16 protein-coding genes are annotated in these 16,087 nt (G+C 73.3%); 7 read left to right on the top strand and 9 right to left on the bottom strand.

Features of this window, described 5'->3' with window-relative positions; translation table 11 throughout:
- Positions 1 to 147 precede the first annotated feature (147 nt).
- Together EV567_RS11875 and EV567_RS11870 are read left to right on the top strand one after the other, a co-directional pair.
- The gene (locus tag EV567_RS11875) at positions 148 to 1,491 is read left to right on the top strand and encodes a helix-turn-helix transcriptional regulator (RefSeq protein WP_130438984.1); all 1,344 of its coding nucleotides are present in this window, start codon (positions 148 to 150) and stop codon (positions 1,489 to 1,491) included.
- A 119-nt stretch (positions 1,492 to 1,610) separates the two neighbouring features.
- Complete coding sequence (locus tag EV567_RS11870) at positions 1,611 to 2,327, top strand: GAF and ANTAR domain-containing protein (protein ID WP_242620769.1); 717 nt, start codon at positions 1,611 to 1,613, stop codon at positions 2,325 to 2,327.
- A gap of 105 nt (positions 2,328 to 2,432) precedes the next feature.
- Here the strand turns inward: EV567_RS11870 and EV567_RS11865 are convergent, their stop codons facing one another.
- Complete coding sequence (locus tag EV567_RS11865; protein ID WP_130438980.1) at positions 2,433 to 3,203, bottom strand: hypothetical protein; 771 nt, start codon at positions 3,201 to 3,203, stop codon at positions 2,433 to 2,435.
- Positions 3,204 to 3,423: 220 nt separating this feature from the next.
- Between EV567_RS11865 and EV567_RS11860 the strand changes: the two genes are divergently transcribed.
- Positions 3,424 to 4,386, top strand: coding sequence for a nucleoside hydrolase (locus EV567_RS11860; protein ID WP_130438978.1), 963 nt, complete (start codon positions 3,424 to 3,426; stop codon positions 4,384 to 4,386).
- 170 nt (positions 4,387 to 4,556) lie between these two features.
- Here the strand turns inward: EV567_RS11860 and EV567_RS11855 are convergent, their stop codons facing one another.
- A complete protein-coding gene (locus tag EV567_RS11855; RefSeq protein WP_130438976.1) occupies positions 4,557 to 5,537 on the bottom strand; it encodes an LAETG motif-containing sortase-dependent surface protein in 981 nt (326 codons plus the stop codon).
- 258 nt (positions 5,538 to 5,795) lie between these two features.
- Here EV567_RS11855 and EV567_RS11850 point away from each other — a divergent pair, with 258 nt between their 5' ends.
- Complete coding sequence (locus EV567_RS11850; RefSeq protein ID WP_130438974.1) at positions 5,796 to 7,463, top strand: glycoside hydrolase family 13 protein; 1,668 nt, start codon at positions 5,796 to 5,798, stop codon at positions 7,461 to 7,463.
- A gap of 13 nt (positions 7,464 to 7,476) precedes the next feature.
- On the opposite strand, the gene EV567_RS11845 is transcribed toward EV567_RS11850, so the two are convergent.
- From EV567_RS11845 to EV567_RS11835, 3 genes are all read right to left on the bottom strand, one after another.
- Complete coding sequence (locus EV567_RS11845) at positions 7,477 to 8,238, bottom strand: DUF4142 domain-containing protein (RefSeq protein WP_207228743.1); 762 nt, start codon at positions 8,236 to 8,238, stop codon at positions 7,477 to 7,479.
- Positions 8,239 to 8,415: 177 nt separating this feature from the next.
- The gene (locus EV567_RS11840; RefSeq protein WP_130438970.1) at positions 8,416 to 8,757 is read right to left on the bottom strand and encodes a hypothetical protein; all 342 of its coding nucleotides are present in this window, start codon (positions 8,755 to 8,757) and stop codon (positions 8,416 to 8,418) included.
- Positions 8,741 to 9,298: a hypothetical protein gene (locus EV567_RS11835; RefSeq protein ID WP_242620768.1), complete on the bottom strand. Its 558-nt coding sequence runs from the start codon at positions 9,296 to 9,298 to the stop codon at positions 8,741 to 8,743. The genes EV567_RS11840 and EV567_RS11835 overlap by 17 nt, the downstream gene beginning before the upstream one ends.
- Before the next feature lie 198 nt (positions 9,299 to 9,496).
- On the opposite strand from EV567_RS11835, the gene EV567_RS11830 reads away from it, so the two are divergent.
- Positions 9,497 to 10,018 (top strand): hypothetical protein, encoded by a 522-nt coding sequence (locus EV567_RS11830; protein ID WP_130438968.1) that lies wholly within the window; start codon positions 9,497 to 9,499, stop codon positions 10,016 to 10,018.
- Positions 10,019 to 10,049: 31 nt separating this feature from the next.
- Here the strand turns inward: EV567_RS11830 and EV567_RS11825 are convergent, their stop codons facing one another.
- From EV567_RS11825 to EV567_RS11810, 4 genes are all read right to left on the bottom strand, one after another.
- Entirely contained in the window at positions 10,050 to 10,238 is a 189-nt protein-coding gene (locus EV567_RS11825; RefSeq protein WP_130438966.1) for a hypothetical protein, read from the bottom strand.
- A gap of 116 nt (positions 10,239 to 10,354) precedes the next feature.
- Positions 10,355 to 11,152: a M23 family metallopeptidase gene (locus EV567_RS11820; protein ID WP_130438965.1), complete on the bottom strand. Its 798-nt coding sequence runs from the start codon at positions 11,150 to 11,152 to the stop codon at positions 10,355 to 10,357.
- A gap of 133 nt (positions 11,153 to 11,285) precedes the next feature.
- Positions 11,286 to 12,266 carry a glycoside hydrolase family 26 protein gene (locus tag EV567_RS11815; protein WP_242620767.1) on the bottom strand — a complete coding sequence of 327 codons (981 nt, stop codon included), beginning with the start codon at positions 12,264 to 12,266 and terminating at the stop codon, positions 11,286 to 11,288.
- Between the two features lie 97 nt (positions 12,267 to 12,363).
- Positions 12,364 to 12,870, bottom strand: coding sequence for a GNAT family N-acetyltransferase (locus EV567_RS11810; protein ID WP_130438961.1), 507 nt, complete (start codon positions 12,868 to 12,870; stop codon positions 12,364 to 12,366).
- Between the two features lie 88 nt (positions 12,871 to 12,958).
- On the opposite strand from EV567_RS11810, the gene EV567_RS11805 reads away from it, so the two are divergent.
- Both EV567_RS11805 and EV567_RS11800 read left to right on the top strand, forming a co-directional pair.
- The gene (locus tag EV567_RS11805; RefSeq protein WP_130438959.1) at positions 12,959 to 13,810 is read left to right on the top strand and encodes a hypothetical protein; all 852 of its coding nucleotides are present in this window, start codon (positions 12,959 to 12,961) and stop codon (positions 13,808 to 13,810) included.
- A 164-nt stretch (positions 13,811 to 13,974) separates the two neighbouring features.
- Positions 13,975 to 16,068 carry a TerD family protein gene (locus EV567_RS11800; RefSeq protein WP_207228756.1) on the top strand — a complete coding sequence of 698 codons (2,094 nt, stop codon included), beginning with the start codon at positions 13,975 to 13,977 and terminating at the stop codon, positions 16,066 to 16,068.
- Positions 16,069 to 16,087: the final 19 nt, after the last annotated feature.

The following is a 16,087-nucleotide window of genomic DNA, read 5'->3' as shown; positions in this document are numbered from 1 at the left end:
GCGCGGGAGCGACAGGGCGGCTTTGCGTGACAGGAGTGCGAACCGCGGCTGTCGCGAGTTAAGCATCGTCCGTACGGATGCTTAACCCGCCGTTTAACCTAGGCGCTGGGGGAGCCGAACGGCAAGGGGCAGCAGGGGAGTTGGGCGATGGCGGACCGCGATGATCCCAGCGTCATCGGCAGAAGAGTGCAGCAGCTCCGCATGGAACGCGGTCTGACGCAGAGGCAGTTGGCGGAGCCGGCGTACACGCCCGCCTACGTCTCCACCCTGGAGTCCGGCCGGGTGCGGCCCTCGGACGACGCGCTCAGGCATCTCGCCGACCGGCTCGGCGTCGAGTTCGACGAGCTGGCCACCGGGCGTTCGGTCCGGCTGGTCACCGGACTGCGGCTGCGCCTCACGGACGCACAGCGCACCCTCGCCACGGGCGCCACGGAAGCGGCGGCCGAGGCGTTCGAGTCGGTGCTCGCCGAGGCCGAGGAGCACGCCCTGACGGCCGAAGTGGCCGCCGCCCTCCTCGGCCTCGGCGAATGCGGGCTGGTCACCGGCGAACTGGAGGTCGGGCGGGAGTACTTCGAGCGCGCCGAGCGGTCCCTCGCCGACGCGCCGCTGCCCGCCCGGGTCCCCGCCCTCCGCGGCCGTGCCGTCTCCCACTACCTGGCCGGTGAACTCCGCTACGCCGTCTACCTGCTGGAGTCCACCCTCGACGAGCTCAACCGCGGCGGACTGCACGACCCGGACGCGCTGCTCGTCCTCTACGCCAGCGTCATCGGCCCTTACATGGACATGGGCGCCCAGGCCCGCGCCGCCCAGGCCGCCGAACTCGCCCTCGCGCTCGCCCCGCAGGCCGGCGATCCGGAACTGGTCGCGCGGATGCACCGGTCCGTCGCCCGCACGCTCCTCGCCGAGGGGCGCGTCGCCGAGGCCGACGCCTCCCTCGCCAAGGCGGCCGAGCTGTACCGGCAGTTGCAGATCCGCACCGAGCTCGCCAACTGCCACTGGATGCGCGGTTACGTGTGCGCGCAGAACGGCGAACTGGAGCGCGCCGAGAGCGAGATGCGGCTCGCCCTGGACATGCTCTCCGCCAAGCGGGCCGCCCTCTACTCCAGCCAGGTGGCCGTCGAGCTGGCCGACGTGCTGCACCGGCGCGGCAAGTCCGAGGAGGCCGCCGCGCTGCTGCACCGGGTGCTCAGCGACTTCACCGCCGAGCGCGGGGCCCTGCACTCGGCGGCGGCGCACCGGCTGCTCGGCATCATCGCGGAGGACGCCCGCGACACCGACACCGCCGAGGAGCACTACGTACGCGCCCTCAGCCTGCTGGAGCGGGCCGGCGCGGCCGGCGACCTCGCCGACCTGTGCAGGCTGCTCGGCGATCTGCTGCGCCGTACGGGGCGGGTCGAGGCCGCGCTCGACGCCTACCGCACCGGCCTGGGCCACCGCACGGCCCCGGGCACGACGACGCTGGGCCCGGCCCCGGCGCAGCCGCCGCTGTAGCGCGGCCGCGCGGACCCCGTGCGAGAAGCCTTGCCGTCGCCGGTTTCCGGCGGGGCGGCGGGGTTACCCGGCCCGACGACGAAGAGGCGTGGGGGAGCCCGTGCGCGGAGGTGGTCGCCGTGCGCGATCGGGAACGGGAGCCGGCCGCCGAGGTGCTCGCCCGGGCGGTGCGGGGCGTCGAACCCGGTGACGTGCCGGACCGGCTGTGCGCCGCCGCGGTGCGGCTGCTGCCGGTGAGCGGGGCGAGCGTGTCGCTGTGCGGGGACGGGATGCCCGTGCCGTTGAGCGCGAGCGGCGCGCGGGCCGCGTACCTCATGGAGATGCAGGCCACGCTGGGCGACGGGCCGTGTCTGCGGGCGGCGGAGACCGGCGCGCCCGTCTTCGCCCGCGATCTCACGGCCGGCCGGGACGCCTCACGCTGGCCGGTGTTCGCCCAGCAGGCCGCGGCGGCGGGCGTGGTCGCGGTGTACGCGCTGCCGTTGGGCGACCGTTCGGTGTGCGTGGGCACCCTCGACCTCTACCGTGACGTGCCCGGCGATCTGGCCGCCGACGAGGTGCGCACGGCCCGTCTGGTGGCGGACGCGCTGACGGTGGCGCTGACGGCGCTGCCGCGCGGGGAGGAGGCGGGCCGGCGCGGCGACGGGCTGTGGCTGAGTCCGCTGGCCACCGACCACGACGAGGTGTACCAGGCGGTGGGCATGGTCATGGCCCAGCGGAAGGTGGCCTCCGCCGAGGCGCTCGCCCTGCTGCGCGCCCACGCGTTCGCGGCGGGCCGCACGGTGCTGGACGTGGCGCACGAGGTGGTCGCCAGAGAGACCCGCTTCGACACGGACTGACGCCGGGCGCGCCACCGGAGACCGGGCGGACCGACGCCGTGCACACCCCCCCCCGCAGACCCGGCGGACCGACGCCCGCCCGCCGGCGACGGTCGGCGTCCGCCGTCACACCTGCACCCGGCCCTGCTTCCTGACCTCCGTCAGCCGCTGCACACCGAGCTGCACCGCGGCCTGGGTGGCCTCGTTCGGTACGTCGCCCATGCTGCCGTTGGTGAGGACGAAGGTGTCCTCGCCGGCGCGGACGGCGGCGACGTCGAGGGAGAGCGTGATCGGGTCGCCGTCGGTCTCCCAGTTCGTGAGCGTCACCCGCAGCCCCTGACGGGCGTCGCCGACCTCCGGCAGCGCCAGGTCGGTGACCACCACGTCCAGCACGGTGCCGTCCGGGGCCCGGGCGGTGAACCGGGCGCATCGGCCCGGCAGGGTCCGCATCCAGTCCAGGGCGCGGTCGGCGTCCCGGGGCCGCCGGTCGGTGAGCTGGTAGCGCAGCTGGGCCCCGGTGTCGGCGTCGTCGAGCGCGACGACCGCGCGGGCCGGCCCGCCGAGCAGTTCGTCGGCGTACAGGCCGTCCAGCAGCTTCTGGCACTCGGCGGTGGGCGTGATCGCCTTGAGCATGCCGTCCCGCCAGGTCGCGGCGCCCCGGGTGGGGATCCAGGGGGCCCCGAGGTCGGTGTCGGTGATGAGCGCGGCCTGCGCCTGCGCGTCGGTGAGGACCGACGACGCGGCCGGCGCGGACGGTTTCGCCGACGACTGCCCCACCGTCGGCTGTGGCGGTCGCGCGGTGGGCGGATGCTCCAGCCCGAGCGTGGCGCAGGCGGCCGCGCCGAGCAGGAGCCCGGTGCCGGACAGGGCACTGGCGAGGAGGGCACGGCGGTTCATCGGAGGGTTCCTCCCGCATCGGCCGAAAGGGGGCGGACACAAGGCACTGCCATCCCCACGCCACCACCTGGCCCACCCCCCGACGACCGGGACGATCCGTCCGGGCTACGCGACTGCTGCACCCGGGTGGCCGCACGCGCGCGGGGAGGTGCGTAAGGTCGCTGTCGGAGAGCCGTCGTCAGGAAGCTCCCAGAGAGTTCCCAGGAAGAGGGGGTCCACCGTGACCGGTCAGCCCGTCCCGGTGATCATCGACTGCGACACCGGCGTCGACGACGCCCTGGCCCTGCTGTTCGCCGTCCGGCACCCCGGGCTCGATGTGCGGGCGGTGACCTGTGTGGCCGGGAACACCGATGTGGACGGCGTCGTCCGCAACACGCTGACGGTGCTGGAGCAGGCCGGCGCCGGTGACATCCCCGTCGCGCGCGGGGCGGAGCGGCCGCTGATCGAGCCGGTGCGCACGGCCCGGCACGTGCACGGGGCGGACGGGATGGGCGACCTCGGCCTGCCCGCGCCGACCCGGGCGCCGGTCGACGTGGACGCGGTGACGCTGCTGCGGCGCGAGATCCTCGCCTCGCCGCGCCCGGTCACCCTCGTCCCGACCGCGCCGCTCACCAACATCGCCCTGCTGCTGCGCACGCATCCCGAGGTGGTCCGCAACATCGAGCGGATCGTGTTCATGGGCGGGGCGGTGGCGACCGGGAACGCCACCCCGGTGGCGGAGTTCAACGTCTGGCACGACCCGGAGGCGGCGGCGATCCTGCTGACGGCCGGGGTGCCGATCACGATGTACGGGCTCGACGTGTTCCAGCGGGTGCTCGTCCCGGCGGCGGACGTGCAGAGGCTGCGCGCCAGTTCCGAGCCGCGGCTGCGACTGGCCGGTGAGCTCCTCGCCCACCGGGATCCGGCTTCCTCGGGCGACCCGACGCCGACGGGCGGTCTGGGCGACGCGGGCGCGGTGTGCGCGGTCGTCGACCCGGCGGGCCTGACCACCGAACTGCTCCCGGTGGAGGTGTCGTTGGCCCCGGGACCGACGCGCGGTCAGACGGTCGTCGACCGCCGCCCGGTACCGGGCGAGTCGGAGATCCACGAGGGCGGACGCGAACAGACCCTGGTGGACGTGGCGTTGGGAGTGGACGCGGACCGGTACGTCAGCCTGTGGCTGACGACGGTGGAGAAGCCGTGACCGACCCGGACCGGGGGTCAGGGGCCCGGTGACGACCGACGCCGGCCGGTTTCCCACGGCCCGGCCGGCGTCGAGTTCAGGTACGGACCCGGGGGCGCACCCGCTCAGCGGGACACGCCCTCAAGCCCCTTCAGGCCTCGTTGAGGCCCTTGCGAGTGACCGGCGTCGCCTCAGCGCGTGGCCTTGCGGCGTCGCGTGGCGACGACGATCGCGGCGCCGGCCGCGAGCAGCGCCGCCGATCCGCCGACGAGAACGCCGGTGTTGCCGTTCGCGCCGGTCTCCGCCAGGTCGCCGCCTCCGCCGTTGGGCGTGGGCGCGGGAGCCGGGGTCGACTCCGAGGCGCTGGGCGCCGGGGCGGACGGGGACGGGGACTCGGTGTTCGTCGAGGGGGTGTCCGTCGGAGGCTGAGAGGTGCTCTGCGACGGCGTGCCGGCCGGCGGCTGCGAGGCCGGCGCCGACGGCGAGGAGGGGACGCCGGGCGAGCTGGCCGGCGGGCTCGCGGGCGGGCTCGACGGCGGCTGCTCGGTGGGCGTGCAGTCCTTCGTGCCGCCGTTCCAGGCGGCGATCAGCTTGTCCTTGATGACCGGCCGGTCCGGGCCCTTGGGCAGCTCCCCGTGCTCGAAGCCGTCCTTCGCGTCGAGCTTGCCGTCGAACTTCACCGCGCCCCGGTAGAGGTCGACCTGCGCGTAGCAGCCCGCGTCGGGCACCGCGATGTCGAGGGTGTCGGTCTGGCCCGCCTTGACCGTCACGGTGTCGAAGTCGACGAAGACCTGGAGACCGGAGGTGGCGAAGGTGGCGCCGTGGGCGAGGTAGGAGGCCAGGGAGGCGGTGCAGGAGGAGGCGTCGCCGGCGGTGCGGACCGAGACGTGGACCTTGCCGTCGCCGCCGGGCTTGAGGTTCTGGTCGTCGACGCGGACGGAGTCGAAGAACTGCTTGCCGTCGAGCGAGAACTGGCAGCGGTCGGTTCCCGTCTCGGTGCCCGCGCCGGTGCCCGGCTGGTACTGGCCGCCGGACTTCCAGCCGTCGCCGCCGGGGGCGCCCGTGCCGGCGAAGGCGCCGGTGGCGGCGGCGACGGACGCGGCGCACAGGGCGATCGAAGCGGCGCCCGCCCCCAGCAGGCGGGCAGCGGAAACACGTCTCGCTATGGACATGCGAATCCCATCTCGGCGAGGGCCCGTCACGGCATGGCGGAGCAGCCCGGGGTGACGGGTCGGAACAGAAGGAACACCGGGCTCATTGGTCACACGCGCCACAGTGTGCGCACATCGTGGGTCGATCGGTGGACGGCTGTCAACCTGGGCCAATGGAGGGGGTGTTCAAGATTCCCTCACGAGTTCCCCAGGTTCGGAACGGTGCGGTCCGGAAAGCGCGGTGTTCACCTTCCCGGCAAACTGGACAGGCTTCGGTACGTGACCGACCACGCGAACAGCGCCGTGCCCGACCTGTCCTCCCGCAATCCCGACTGGTGGCGTCAGGCCGTCGTCTACCAGGTGTACCCGCGCAGCTTCGCCGACGCCGACGGCGACGGACTCGGCGACCTGCGGGGCGTCGCCGAACGGCTGCCTCACCTCGCCGCGCTCGGCGTCGACGCGCTCTGGCTCAGCCCCTTCTACCCGTCCCCGCTGGCCGACGGCGGCTACGACGTCATCGACCACCGGGACGTCGACCCGCGGCTGGGCGGCCTGGACGACTTCGACGCGATGACCGCCGAGGCCCACCGCCTCGGCCTGAAGGTGATCGTCGACCTGGTCCCCAACCACACCTCCCACCTGCACGTCTGGTTCCAGGAGGCGCTGGCCGCCGGCCCCGGATCGCCCGCCCGCGACCGCTACGTCTTCCGCGACGGGCGCGGCGCGCACGGCGAACGCCCGCCGTCCGACTGGCAGTCCGTCTTCGGCGGCAGCGCCTGGCAGCGGGTCCCGGACGGCCAGTGGTACCTGCACCTCTTCGCCCGCGAGCAGCCCGACCTGAACTGGGACCACGAGGAGGTTCGCGAGGACTTCCGCACCACCCTGCGCTTCTGGTCGGACCGCGGCGTCGACGGCTTCCGCGTGGACGTGGCGCACGCGCTCGTCAAGGACCTGAGCGAGCCGCTGCGCGACCTCGGACCGGACGGCGGGCCCGGCGAGGCGGCCCTCGCCGCGATGGCGCCGGGCGCCCACCCCTTCTACGACCGCGACGAGGTCCACGCCGTCTACCGCGACTGGCGCCGCGTCCTCGACGCCTACTCCCCGCCCCGCACGGCGGTCGCCGAGGCCTGGGTGCCGGGTGCCCGCCGCGCCCTGTACGCCCGCCCCGACGAACTGAACCAGGCCTTCAACTTCGAGTATCTTCAGGCAACTTGGGACGCGGACGCCCTGCGTGAGGTGATCACGTCGTCCATGGCCGGCGCGCGGGCCGTCGGCGCCTCGGCGACCTGGGTGCTCTCCAACCACGACGTGATCCGCCACACCTGCCGGCTGATGCTCCCCGCGGACGCCGACGACAACGCCTGGCTGCTGTCCGGGGGACGGGCCCCGCGCGTCGACGAGGACGCCGGCCTGCGCCGCGCCCGCGCGGCCACCCTGCTGATGCTGGCGCTGCCCGGCTCGTCGTACGTGTACCAGGGCGAGGAACTCGGGCTGCCGGAGGTCGCCGACCTGCCCGTGGAGGTCCTCCAGGACCCGCTGTGGGAACAGTCGGGGCGGGTGCGCAAGGGGCGCGACGGCTGCCGCGTGCCGCTGCCGTGGACGACGACGGGACCCTCGTACGGCTTCGGCGCGGGCGGGGCGTGGCTGCCGCAGCCGGAGTCCTTCGCCCGGTACGCGGTCGAGGCGCAGGACGGCGTGGAGGGCTCCACGCTGGAGCTCTACCGAACGGCCCTGCGCCTGCGCCGCAAACTGCTCCAGGGCGAGGAGCTGACCTGGGAGCCGGGCCACCCGCCCGGTGTGCTGGCCTTCGCCCGCACCGACGGATGGCGGTGCGTCGTCAACCTGTCCCCGGAGCCCGTGCCGCTGCCGCCCGGCGAGGTGCTGCTGAGCAGCGCGCCGCTCGACGACGGCGCGCTCGGCCCGGACACGACGGTCTGGCTGGCCTAGGCCCTTGAGACGCCTACTGCTGGGGCGCGGTGGGCGCGGGGGCCGGGGCCGCTCCGCCCCCGACGACGGCCGCGGCGTCGATGTCCACCGGCGTGGACGTGGCGGTGGCCGGCGGGGTGAGGACGACCATCGGCTGTCCGGGGGCCGGCGGCGGCGGTGTGGTGTCCGACTTGGGCAGCTTCGGCGGCGTCGTCTGGTTGAACAGCGTCTGGTCGAAGTCGACCATGCCGGTCTTCTCCATCACCGTCATGTGGTCGAGAACGGTGTCGTTGGCCTGGTCGGCCAGCGCGCGAACGATGGTGTTCTTGGTGGTGGACCGGATCTTCGCGATGGTGTTGAAGATGGAACCGTGCGTCATGCGCAGGATGTTGGCGAACTCGATGTCGAACTGCTTGCCCTGGGCGGCCTGGAGGGTGCTGACGAAGCCCATCTGCTGAGGGCTGGCCACGTTGGGCAGAGTGATGTTCAGCATCGGCGCGACCTTGCGGCAAGTGGTGTCCAGGGCCGCGTGACCGTCGATCAGGTGCTCGCTGGCGGTCTTCACCGCCGGGCTCTGACCCTTCTGCAGGCCGATGAAGCCCACCGGGTACTCCCACAGGCCCGCCGCGCGCACGGCCACCACGAAGTTGCGGTCGCTCTCGGTCAGAGGACCCCACTGGGTGTTGGCGATGACCCGGTCGCCGGAGGTGGAGACGGTGTCCAGCCCCAGCATCGACGGATAAGCCAGCGCGGCCAGGGTCAAGCTCAGGGCACCGCCCACAAAGGCAGTTCCCATCACGTTCCGAGAAAAACGCACCGTTCCTCCTGCCCCGTAGGGGATGCCGCCTGGCTCGTGCCCGGCGGGGTCGACGCACAGGAGTACGCACGCGAGGGCACGAAGATTCATCCGGGCCCGCAAAAAAATTTGCCCGGAGGTTCGCAGCGGCAGGGACGCGGTGCCGTGCGGCGCAGGTCAGACCGGTGAACGGTCGCTGCGCCCGGCGTCGGTCGTGACTCGCCCGCCGGGGAGGCTCACGGCGGACGGGAAGCCGGGGCCGAGGGCGTCCGCGCAGCCCACGGCCACGCGGCGCGCCCCGGGCAGATCGGTGGGCCGGCCGCCGAGCGCGAGCGGACGGGCGGCGCCCGCCCACCGGATGCACGAGGCCGGCAGGTGTGGCTCGTCCACGATGTCGGGGGCCGCGGGGACGACGGCGGTGGGGTCGATGAACGTCATCGCGACCGCGAAGAGCGTCGCCGCGAGTGCCGTCTTCTGCCGGGGCGCCTCGGCGGTACGGCGCTCAGTAGCGGACGGCACGGCCCAACTGGGCCTTCACTTCGCCGGACAGGCCGTGGCTGCTGCGTGCGGTGGCGGTGCCCGTGCCGCCGGAGGCTACGTCGGGGACGGTGACGAGGACGGTGTCGAGCGTGGTGCCGTCGGTGTTGGTGAAGTTGACCTGGACGGCGAAGGACCTCTTCGCGTCGTCCGGGTTGGTGACGGTGACCTCGGCCTTCGCACGGCCGTCGGGGTCCGTGCTCGCCGGCCCGAGCTTCACGTCCTTCTTGGCGTCCTGGCCGCCCTTGATGCCGTCCAGCTTGTGGCCGATCTCCGCGGTGGCCGAGGCGATGGCCCCGGTGGCCTGCGCCGCGAGGGAGGACGCGGCGGCGGTCGCCCGGTTCTCCAGCGACTCGGCGGCGGAGGCGGCCTTGCTGGTCACGGCGGAGGGGCTCTCCCCGTCGGAGCAGCCGGCGAGGACGAGGGAGGCGGCGAGGGTGAACACCGCGACCAGGACGGGGAGGAGCGGGCGGGCGGGGCGGGCGCGGGTCGGCGTCGCCGTGGGGGTGCGGTGGGCTGCCATGTCGCCTCCGGCGTGGGTGGGGTCCTTGGCGTCCAGTGAAGATCCGGCCCGGTGCGTCGGCGGGATGCGACATGCCGTCTCCCGCCGCCTCACCCGTTCGGAGCAGCCCCCGTGGTGGCGGCGCCGACCGCGACGGATGGTCGTGGAGGTAAGCCCCCCGAGACAGTCCCCCGAGACAGAGAAGAGGCGGGTACGGCCATGACCGACGCGTCGCGCTCCCAAACGCCCCAGGGCTCCCCGGTCTGGGACCCCTCCCACCAGGGCACCGGCCGCCCGTCCGGTTCGCCCGGCCGCTCCTCCCACCCCGCCGCGGAGAGCGGCTGGGCCACCGGCGGGGCCGTCTTCGCCGGGGTGCTGATGATCGTCAACGGCATCCTCGCCGTCTTCCAGGGCATCGCCGCGATCGCCGAGGACGATGTGTACGCGCGCGTCGGCGACTACGTGTACGAGATCAGCCTCACCGGCTGGGGCTGGCTCCTGCTGATCCTCGGCGTGATCGCCGCCGCCGCCGGCTGGGGCATCCTCAAGGGCGCGGAGTGGGCCCGCTTCACCGGCATCGTGCTGGCGTCGCTGAGCCTGGTCCTGCAGTTCCTGTTCCTGCCGTACGCGCCGGTCTGGTCGATCATCCTGATCGCGATCGACGTCTTCGTGATCTGGGCGCTCGCCGTGTACCGCCCGACACACGCCCAGCACGCGCGGACCGGCACGCCGCCGATGTGACCGGCCGGCCCCGGGGCGGCGCCCGGACCGCTCAGCGCCTGGCCTTCTTGTACCGGCGCATGAGAGCGACGACGCGGTCCCGGTCCGCCGGTCCGTTCAGCTCGGCCAGCAGGTCGTCGGGGCACAACTCGTAGAAGTCGCCCCAGAAGCGGCGTCCCCGGCTGTCCCAGATGCGGTAGCCGCCGGGGACGCCCCGGGCGACGTAACGCCGTCTGCTCACTTCTCGTACCTCCCCCGCTTCCGCGCGCCTCGCGCCGGGCGCACCAGTGTGCCGGGAGGCGGCGCACCGCCGCGAGCGGATTACGCGAGGCCGGTCGGTCCGGGACGAGGGGCTGCTCAGTCCGTCACCTTCACGGCCTTGCGCCGCAGCCAGGGCAGGGGCGACACCGACGAGCCCATGTACGGCGTGACGCGGACCTCGAAGTGGAGATGGGGGCCGGTGACGTTGCCGGTCGCCCCGGACAGGCCCAGGCGCTGGCCCGCCACGACGCGCCGGCCGGGGCGGACGTCGATGCGGGACAGATGGGCGTACTGGGTGAAGTAGCCGTCGGGGTGGTGGACGATGACCTGCCGGCCGAAGCCGTCGCCGCAGGTCGTGACGTGTACGGTGCCGGGTCCGACGGCGAGCACGGGGCTGCCGGTGGGCACGGCGAAGTCCTGTCCGGTGTGCCGGTGGGCCCAGTGCGCGCCGCGGTCGGCGTAGCCGGCGGAGAGCCAGTAGTCGCGGGTCGGCGCGGTCCAGGCGAGGGGGCGCCGGGGCGGGCGGCTGCGGTCGCGGTCACGGGCGGAGCAGCCCCCGGCGTGTCCGCCGGGGTCGACGGCGACCGGATCGCCGGACGCCTTCGCCGCCGTCCACAGCCGGCCCCACAGCGCGGCGCGGAGCGCCTTGCGGCGGCGTTCGGCGGCCTTGATCCGCGTGGGTGCGGCGTCGGCGGCGCGCAGCCGGTCGACGTGCCGGCGGGCCTCCTCATGGGCCCGCACGGAACGGGCGGTCGCCTTGCGGAACGTGTCGCCGCCCCCGGCGCCGGCGGGCGCCACGGCCAGCACGACCAGGAGTACGGCCGCCAGAACGGCGCCCCCGCTCACGGTGCCGAGGCGCGTCAGCGGCGGATACGCGGGGTGTTCTCGTCGCATAGTGCGATCATCCGACCGCACCCTCCCCGTTCCCCCGGCGACGCACCGCCCGCTCCCCCGAACGGCCGTGTGCCGGCGGCCCGCCGGGCCTGCCGTGCGGCCCGGAACGCCCGCTCGGGCAGCGCGAGGGCCCTCAGTCCCCGAGCTCCCCCGTCACCTCCCGGTACACCTGCGACGAACGCGGGTTGGCGCGGCAGCGCCAGACCCCGTGGGGGCAGTAGTCGCTGATGGTCTGGTACAGGGGGCGGTGGCGGGCGAACCAGTCGAGCATGCCGTGCATGTAGGCGGGGTTGTCGCCGTTGCGCCACAGACCCCACTCGGGGTACGAGACCGGCTTGCCGTGCTCCGCGGCGAACCGCACGTGCGCGGCCAGGCCGTACGGCTCGGTGACCTGCTCCTCGAAGGGCATTCCCCGGGGCTGGTCGTAGGCGTCCATGCCGATGACGTCGACATACCCGTCGCCGGGGTAGCACTCGGTCCACGGGACGGCGTCGAGCCCCCGGTTGGGCGTGAAGTCGAACCGGAACCGCTGCCCCGGCACCGAGCGCATCGCGGTCACGATCCGCGCCCAGTACCGCTTCCAGGCCACCGGGTCGGGGCCGCAGCGGTGGGCGTAGGTGATGCCGTTCATCTCCCAGCCGACGACCAGCACGGTGTCGGGCACCCCGAGCGCGACCAGTCGGCTGGCGAGCGCGCGGAAGTGGACGTCGTACTCGCCCCGGGCGCCCCGGCGCAGCTCCGCCCGCACGGTGGCGTCGTCGAGACCGCCCTCGGTGCGCTCCAGCATCGGCACGTTGAGCACGAACATCCGGTCGGCGCGGGCCTTGCGCCACTGCGCCCAGTGCGTGAGATACCCGGGCGCCCCCTCGATGTTGCTCCACCGGTCCCCGGGCAGGTACGCCCGCCCGACCCGGGGCGTGGCCGCGCCCACCCAGCCGTCGAGCCCGGCGATCCGGCGCACGCCCTCCGAGTCGTACCCGACATAGGCCCCGAAGGCGGGCGCGTCGCCGGGCGGACGGGCGTCGTGGTCCTCCCCGAGGGGGGCGCAGGCAGCCCCGGAGACGAGGACGAGGGCGGCGACGACGGCGAGGAGCGCGCGAAGGGGGTGGGACACCGGGCTCATGATGCCGAGGAAAGTGCACCCGTACGGGTGAATCACCGGGATTGCCCGGATCGGAGGCGCCGGGTCGGACGCCAGTTCGGGCGTCTGTTCACGCGGACACGTGTTCACCTGGGCGTTCATCGTATCGGGCGTCTGTTCGTCCGCACACGGGTACGCCCGTCGCCTCCCGCACCAGGAACACGTCCACCGCGTCCTCGCTCTCGAACACGAACCCCTGCCGCTCGTAGAGTCGCCGGGCCGGGCTGCCCTGGAGGACGTTCAGACGGACGCGGGCGCCGGCGCGGTCGGCCGCGGTGAGGATCCGGGCGAGGACGGCTGAGCCGATGCCGCGGCCCTGGGCGGCCGGGGCCAGATAGAAGTGCTCCAGCCAGTGCCCGTCGGCCGCGGGACGCAGGGCGACGCTGCCGGCGAGCACTCCGGCGACCTCGATGACGTACGTGTGCGCGGGGTCGAACCCGTCGCGCAGCCGCTGCCGCACGCGCTTCCCGTCATAGCGCCCGAGCCGTTCGAGATCGGCGCGAAGCGCGACGGCCCGTATCTCCGCCACGGCGTCGACATCGGCGAACAGGGCCGCTCGCAACGCCCAGTCCACCACACCCCCGACGGCAACCTCCGCCGGTCCGGCGACTACCCCAAGACGTACCTGTCCGTGAATCTCGTTCCCCACACGAGGAGTTCACTCCATGCGCAGACAACTGGCCAGGCTTTTCACCGTACTGGCGGCGCTGGCCGCCCTCCTCCACGCGACCGGCACGGCGGCCCCACGCGCCGAGGCCGTCCCGCAGTGGAACCCGCCGTCGAACCTCGTCCAGCCCCTGAACGAGGTCTGGAACCACGTCTCGACCACCTATCCCGACCTCTACGGCTTCCGCAACTACGGCTGGGACCAGGTCATGGCCAACCGCGGCAGCATCAACTACTGCGTCCGCTGGGAGTCCGACGCCCCGGTCAGCGCGGCCCTGCGCGACCGGATCCACGCGGCGGTGAAGAAGCAGTTCGGCAAGTGGATGGCGGCCCAGGTGGAGAACGGCCGGGGCTACGACGACTGGCCCTACGCCGACGTCCCGGTCAACATCGTCGGCTGGGCGGTCAAGAACCGCGCCACCCTCCAGTGGAGCGACAACTCCGTCGACGTGTACACCGGCGTCCTCGACGGCGCCGGCGCCCCGCAGTGCGCCCCCGACTGCGGCCGCTTCTTCCACCAGGACGGCGACTACTCCAGGTGCCCCGGCGGCACCGCCCGCCACTACGACCAGTCCCTCTGGCTCACCAAGGGCTTCCAGGGCGGCGCCGGCGGCGACTGGGGCCAGCGCGTCGGCCAGGAGTACTTCACCTCCGCCCTCGCCCAGGAGGACATCCACATCTACCTTCACGAGGTGGGCCACACCTTCGGCCTGGACGACTTCTACGACTGGACCCCGACCGGCCAGTGCTGCTTCGTCATGAACGCCGGCTCCGCCACCCGGATCACCGACTTCGACAAGTGGATGCTCCGGGACTTCTGGCGCCACCTGAAGCCCCGCTACGGTCTCTGAGACCCCGGCAGGCGTCGAGCCGCCCTCACCGACGCCTGCCGCCCTCACGGCTTTTCCCGCAGATCACCCTGAAGCCGACCCCTCGTCGTATTAAAGTCTCTGCCTTACGTGACGTGTGTCGCGCGTCACATCGGCGGGGGCTGTGAGGGGGGCTTGTGCACGAAATGGTCAAAGGCGCCAACGTCGGACTGACGGCGCTGAGCGAGAACGTCGACGCGGTGATCGTGAGCCTGGGGTGGGCCAGTTCGACGGGTGAGGGGGACGCGGACGTCTCCGTGCTCCTGCTCGACGGGGACGGAAAGGTCCGCAGCGACGCCGACTTCTACTTCTACAACCATCCGGTCGCCCCGGACGGAAGCGTGCAGCTCCTGGGCAAGGCGCCGGCGGGGGAGGGCAGCGAGGACCGGATCGGGTTCGACCTCACCGCGATCCCGGCCGAGGTGGAGCGCATCGTCGTCGCCGCCAGCCGGTACGGGGGCGCGCGTTTCGGGGAGTTGGAGGATCTGCGGGTCACACTGGCCGACGGTTCCGGGGAGGACCTGCTGCGGTTCGCGATCGACGACGCCGGATCGGTGAGCGCGTTCATCTTCGGCGAGCTGTACCGACGCGGCGACGAGTGGAAGTTCCGGGCGGTCGGGCAGGGGTACGACACCGGCCTGGCCGGTCTGGCGACGGACTTCGGCGTCGACATCGATGACGACGCCGCCGACGGGCCGGCCGAGGACTGCATCGCTGACGAGGCCCTCGGAGATGCTGCCGCCGTCGAGCAGGTGCCGGCCGTCGAGGTGGACGGCCTCCCGGGGACCGAATCGGCTCCCGCTCCGGCTGCCGACGAAGCCGTGCCGCAAGCTGTCGCTCTTCCGGCCGTTCCCACTCCGCGAGGAGCCGGCGACGACGCGCAGCCCACGAGGGCCGCATCCCGCCCCCGGACGGCGAAGAAGAAGGTCACCCTGCCGAGGGCGGCGAAGAGGTCACTGGCCGACAACGACTCCTGGACGCAGGCCCGGCTCTTCCCGGTCTCCGCGCTCAAGAGCGACCGTGAGCGCGAGACCCGGGCCACCTCGGTGCTGCTGGCGGTGATGGCGCAGGTGCCGGAGTTCGGCCGCAGGCTGACCGCCGGCTTCGGCGCCCCGGCGGGTCGCATGGAGACGTTCACCGAGGTGTCGCTGCCGCACGGCGACACCCCGCGCCGCCCGGACGGCGTGATCCGCGTCGACCGCGCCGGCAAGCTGTGGACCGCGCTCGTGGAGACCAAGACCAACGGCAACGCGCTCAAGTCCGACCAGGTGCAGGCGTACATGGACATCGCCGCACGGCGCGGCTACGAAGCCGTGATCACGCTCTCCAACGACGTGGCGCTCGAAGGCAGCCCCCTGGTGGACGTGAAGGTCGACGGACGCCGCAAGCACAAGGTGGCGCTGCGGCACCTGTCCTGGGCCGAGGTGGCCCATCAGGCGCAGATGCTGATCCGGCACGAGGGCGTCGGCAACAGCGCCCACGCCTGGCTGCTTCAGGAACTCCTGCTCTACCTCCAGCACGACAACTCGGGGTGCCACGGCTTCCAGAACATGGGCGCTGCCTGGGTTCCCGTGCGCAAGGGCATCGACGACGAGACCCTCTGCCAGGGCGACCCGCGCGCCCTGGAAGTCGTGGAGAGCTGGGAGCGGTTGATCCGTCAGGTCTGCCTGGGGCTCGGCGGCGACCTCGGTCAGAAGGTGCTGCCGGTGCAACGGGCCCGGCGCGGAGCCGACCCCGCGCAACGACGGGCACGTATGGCCGACGAACTGTGCGTCGAGGGGAAGCTTCAGGCAGAGCTGCGCATCGACGGGGCGCCCGGTGTCCTTACGGTCGGCGCCGACCTGCGGACCGCCAGGCTGCGTACGTCCGTGGAGATCCCGGCGCCCGGTCAGGGGTACCCGCTGAGCTGGGCCAAGCGGCTCGTCCGCCGGCTCGCGGACGCCCCTGCGGACCTGCACGTGGAGACTCTCGTCGAAGGGGAGACGGGTGGCGGGCCGCGCGGCACGCTGGAGCGGCTTCGGCCGGAGCCCGCGGACATGCTGCCGAAGAACGGCGCGAGGATCACCGGTTTCCGGCTCACCCTCGTCAAGGGCATGGGCAGCGGTCGGGGCAGCGCCGAGTCCGGTTTCATCCGCAGTGTCGACGACGCCGTGCAGCGTTTTCACCGGACGGTCGTCGTCCACTTGGAACGCCCCGCCCCTCCCAAGGCCGCGCCCGTGGGAGGCGCCGCGTCGGGCTGAGGGACGAACGGGGGGTCCA

The organism is Streptomyces sp. BK239 (assembly GCF_004217285.1).
In the GTDB taxonomy this organism is placed as follows: Bacteria; Actinomycetota; Actinomycetes; order Streptomycetales; family Streptomycetaceae; genus Streptomyces.
Note: the sequence above shows the minus strand (reverse complement) of the source record. Positions and strands in the feature narration are given on the sequence as shown.

Bases quoted from the DNA above. Each gene is read 5' to 3' on its own strand.
- EV567_RS11875 (WP_130438984.1), top strand. From the start codon at position 148: ATGGCGGACCGCGATGATCCCAGCGTCATCGGCAGAAGAGTGCAGCAG.
- EV567_RS11865 (WP_130438980.1), bottom strand. From the start codon at position 3,203: ATGAACCGCCGTGCCCTCCTCGCCAGTGCCCTGTCCGGCACCGGGCTC.
- EV567_RS11855 (WP_130438976.1), bottom strand. From the start codon at position 5,537: ATGTCCATAGCGAGACGTGTTTCCGCTGCCCGCCTGCTGGGGGCGGGC.
- EV567_RS11845 (WP_207228743.1), bottom strand. From the start codon at position 8,238: ATGGGAACTGCCTTTGTGGGCGGTGCCCTGAGCTTGACCCTGGCCGCG.
- EV567_RS11835 (WP_242620768.1), bottom strand. From the start codon at position 9,298: ATGGCAGCCCACCGCACCCCCACGGCGACGCCGACCCGCGCCCGCCCC.
- EV567_RS11830 (WP_130438968.1), top strand. From the start codon at position 9,497: ATGACCGACGCGTCGCGCTCCCAAACGCCCCAGGGCTCCCCGGTCTGG.
- EV567_RS11820 (WP_130438965.1), bottom strand. From the start codon at position 11,152: ATGCGACGAGAACACCCCGCGTATCCGCCGCTGACGCGCCTCGGCACC.
- EV567_RS11805 (WP_130438959.1), top strand. From the start codon at position 12,959: ATGCGCAGACAACTGGCCAGGCTTTTCACCGTACTGGCGGCGCTGGCC.
- EV567_RS11800 (WP_207228756.1), top strand. From the start codon at position 13,975: ATGGTCAAAGGCGCCAACGTCGGACTGACGGCGCTGAGCGAGAACGTC.